At 68.6% G+C, this 3,704-nt stretch carries 6 protein-coding genes; 3 read left to right on the top strand and 3 right to left on the bottom strand.

All coding sequences use genetic code 11. From position 1 onward, the window contains the following. Positions 1-64: 64 nt before the first annotated feature. Positions 65-580, top strand: coding sequence for an SPOR domain-containing protein (locus tag Q4I23_RS31320; RefSeq protein WP_498528803.1), 516 nt, complete (start codon positions 65-67; stop codon positions 578-580). Between the two features lie 4 nt (positions 581-584). Here Q4I23_RS31320 and Q4I23_RS31315 read toward each other — a convergent pair whose 3' ends face one another. Next, positions 585-1,799, bottom strand: coding sequence for an MFS transporter (locus tag Q4I23_RS31315; RefSeq protein WP_498528802.1), 1,215 nt, complete (start codon positions 1,797-1,799; stop codon positions 585-587). A 121-nt stretch (positions 1,800-1,920) separates the two neighbouring features. Continuing rightward, positions 1,921-2,235, bottom strand: coding sequence for a divalent-cation tolerance protein CutA (cutA, locus tag Q4I23_RS31310; RefSeq protein ID WP_498528801.1), 315 nt, complete (start codon positions 2,233-2,235; stop codon positions 1,921-1,923). 92 nt (positions 2,236-2,327) lie between these two features. Here cutA and Q4I23_RS31305 point away from each other — a divergent pair, with 92 nt between their 5' ends. Both Q4I23_RS31305 and Q4I23_RS31300 read left to right on the top strand, forming a co-directional pair. Then, positions 2,328-2,612, top strand: a complete 285-nt coding sequence (locus Q4I23_RS31305; RefSeq protein WP_454018247.1) for a hypothetical protein — start codon at positions 2,328-2,330, stop codon at positions 2,610-2,612. A 95-nt stretch (positions 2,613-2,707) separates the two neighbouring features. After that, positions 2,708-3,235: an isopentenyl transferase family protein gene (locus Q4I23_RS31300; protein ID WP_454018246.1), complete on the top strand. Its 528-nt coding sequence runs from the start codon at positions 2,708-2,710 to the stop codon at positions 3,233-3,235. A 16-nt stretch (positions 3,236-3,251) separates the two neighbouring features. Here Q4I23_RS31300 and Q4I23_RS31295 read toward each other — a convergent pair. Further along, a partial coding sequence (locus Q4I23_RS31295; protein ID WP_498528800.1) for a response regulator occupies positions 3,252-3,704 on the bottom strand: 453 nt, incomplete at its 5' end.

Genomic DNA, 3,704 nt, shown 5'->3' with positions numbered 1-3,704 from the left:
GCGTATAATCGTCGGCAGCGTCAGATGTGTATAAGAGACAGCCAGCAAGAGCAGCACCGACCACATGCTGTCGGCCATGCTGCAGCAGGATTGCGCGACCTTCCGCGTCCTGAGCCAGGGTTATGTCTGCAAGCCTGTGATCGTGCCGGTTGTCCGCAGTGCCGAGAGCGTGCCGGTCCCCCTTCCGGAACCGGAACCGTCGCCCGTCCCCGCAACGCCACCGCCCGCGCCGCTTCCCGTGACGGCGGAGGTGGAGATCGCCGTGCTGCCGCCGATGCCGCGCCCCGCCGAACGGCGCTTTCTCGTGGTGGCGGGCAGCTTTTCCAAACGTGGGCAGGCGGAAGCCCAGCGCGCGCGGCTGGGCCATCCGGAGGCCGACATCGTGGCGGCCGACGTGCAGGGCCGGCGCATCCACCGCCTCGTCCTGCCGCCGGAGGACCGCCCGACCGCCCTGCGCCGGCTGGCCGAGATCCGCGCCGCCGGGGTTGGTGACGCATGGCTCCTGACCTGGAAGGGGCGGACGGTGGTCGCCGATCTGCCCGGAGATGCGCCCTACCCCAGCCTGCCGGACAAAATGTGACCCGTTACTCCGCTGCCGCCATCGGGACCGTGGCGGGCTTGGCCGGAGCGTCACGGTCGCGCGGCAGCAGCAGCGCCGCCGCGAATGCGATCAGCGCCAGAACCGACAGCGTAATGTAGAGCATGACGAATTCGCCCGTCCGCTCATAGACCAGGGCGACGAGCTGAACGGCCAGGGGGCCGGCGCCGAAGGACAGGATAAACTTGGCTCCGTAGGCCAGCCCGCGGTGCTTCTCCGGGGTGTAGCGGGCAAGCAGGAGGTTTTCTGCCGGGATCTGCACCTGGGAGGCCACGACGACCAGCGCCGCCGCACCGACCAGCGGCAGGTCGGCCAGGACCGCCACGGCCGCCATCATCGGCACCTGGACCAGCAGGCACAGGGTGTAGATGCGCTTCAGCGGGTACTTGTCCGCCAGATGCCCGCCGACGAGCTGCGGCAGGGCGGCGAACAGATAGACCGCCGTCACCACGCCGCCGACGCCCAGCGTGCTGCCGCCGAGCAGGTCGCTCAGCCGTGCCTCGAACAGCTTGGGCAGCACCACCTGCATGGCATTGAACATCAGGCCGGCGCAGACCATCGTCACCGACAGAACGAAGAAGGCGCGGATCACGTCGCCGCGCGAGGCCTTGGGGATCGGCTTCACATCGCCCTGGCGATCCTCGACCTTGCCCAGCGCGATCAGCAGGGTCAGCGCCACGCCCAGCCCCAGACTGATCGCCCCCGGAATCAGGAAGGCCGAGCGCCAGCCCAGCCATTCCGTCAGGCCGCCGGCCACCACGGCCGCCGAAGCGATGCCGATGGTGCCGAAGATGCCCTGGTAGCCCAGCGCCTTGCCGCGGTTGGTGGCGTTCTTGACCATCCAGGCCATGCCCACCGGGTGGTAGATGGAGGCGCCGAGGCCAAGCACCGCCAGCGCCCACAACAACGCCTCCGGACCGTCGGTCAGGCCGCAGGCGACGGTCCCCGCCCCGGTCAGCAGGAAGAAGACCGCCATCATCCGGCATTCGCTCCAGCGGTCACCCAGCCAGCCGGCCAGCGGCGCGCCGACGCCGATCATCAGCGCGCCCAGCGTCCACAGCCGGATCAGCTCGTCGTAGGGCAGCTTCCATTCCCGTTCCAGCACCAGGACGACCGTCAGGAACAGGGCCGTTACGATGTGCATCAGCGCGTGGCCGATCCAGGAAAAGCCGATCGACAGCCGCGCCGATGTGTCGGTCATGGAAATTCTCCGCATCCGGATGATTTGCGCTTGAAAGCAACCCTTGCGAAACTGGCACGCGGGTCGGAGGCGGTCCAATGCGCCGCTGTCATGGCCGGCATGCGACGGCTGTCGTCGGGGCTCAGGCGGTCTCGTCGCGCAGCCAGTCCAGATAAGCCGGGTTGCCGCGCCCCACCCTCAGCTCGACCACGCAGGGCACGTCATAGCTGTGCAGCTCCCGCACCCGCGCGGCCAGCCGGTCGAACAGCTCCGCCCGCGTCTTGGCGATCAGCACCGTTTCCGTGGCCTCCTCGATGACGCCCTGCCAGCGATAGATGGAGGTCATTCCGTCCAGGATGTTGGCGCAGGCGGACAGCCGCTCCTCGACCAGCGCACGGCCGATGCATCGGGCCTCGTCCCGTGACCCGGCGGTGATGTAAGCGAAGACGAATTCCATGGCCGAACCCTTTCGATGTAGAGTGCCCGAATCTTGCCACAGGCCGCCAGGGCGCAACAGCCAGGCCGCAACATCTTCCGAGGCGACGAACCATGGCCGCACCCCGACGCACCACGTCCCGACGCCGCCCCACCGAGGCGCAGGCGGCGTGGCTGCGCAACGGCCTGGACCAGCCCGGCGGCAAGCTGCCCCTGTTCGACGGCGACGGCCAACGGGTCAAGCGCCAGACCATCGAAAGCTGTCTGAAGTCCGGCTGGGCCGAGCGCTGGTTCCACAATCCGCTGAAGCCCGACTGGCTGGTCTGCCGCCTGACCGACGCCGGCCGCTCCGCCCTCGCCCCCCGCCCCGCCACGAAGGAACTCGTCCAGGCGGAGTGACCGCCGGACGGGTGACGATCCACCCCATGCGCACCATGTTGCGGTCCGCGAACGCTCGCGGCCCGACCGGCTTCGTTTCGTGACGGTATCACTCCATGCAGCTCTCCGACCTCGGCCCCCGCATTTGCATTCTCGGGCCGTCCAACAGCGGAAAATCCACGCTTGCCGAAGCGATCGCGCGGCGGAATGGCTTTCCCGTCGTCCATCTCGACCGGCTGTACCATGCCCCCGACACGGATTGGCGGCCACGCCCGACCGACGAGTTCGTCGCCCTGCACGACGCGGCCATCGCCGGCGAGCGTTGGGTCATGGAGGGCAACTACTCACGCTGCATTCCGCAGCGCTTCCGGCGGGCGACGGGCCTGATCCAACTGGACGTGCCCATGCCGCTCAGCCTGCTGCGCTACTTCCGCCGAACCCTGTTCGAACGGGAACGGCGCGGCGCGCTGGAGGGCCGCCGGGACAGCATCAAGTGGGAGATGATCCGCCACATCGCTGTCACCACCCCGAGAAACCGGGCGAGAAACCTGCGGACCTTCGATCAGGCCGACCTGCCGAAGATCCGGATCGACTCCGCGCGGGACCTGAACGCGTGGTACCGGCGCTGGGGCCTTACGCGATAAGGTCCCAGCGCACGCCTCACGCCGGCACGGCCTTCAATTGCTGGTCCACCGCGGCCGCCAGTTCACGGGGGGTCACCGGCTTGTGGATCACCGTCAGCCCGTGGGCGGTGGCGTCCAGCAGACAGTCCGGCGCCGTCTCCCCGGTCAGGATCACCCCGGGAACTCCGCTGCCGTAACGCTCGCGCACGCGCAGGATGACCTCGGTTCCGATCCGCCCCTCGCGCAGCCGGTAATCGGCGATCACGATGTCGGGAACGCGGGTCTGTGCCGACAGACGCTCCATGGCCTGATCGGCGCTGCCCGCCGCCAGCACCGCATACCCCCACTCCGTCAGGATCAGCTGAAGGCCCATCAGCACGATGGCGTCGTCGTCCACCAGCACCGCGAGGCGGCCCTGCCCCATCCCCGGTGCCGCACCCCTGTCTCTTATACACATCTCCGAGCCCACGAGACTATAACAGCTATCTCG

This window comes from Azospirillum sp. UFLA03-27 (assembly GCF_059803775.1).
Note: the sequence above shows the minus strand (reverse complement) of the source record. Positions and strands in the feature narration are given on the sequence as shown.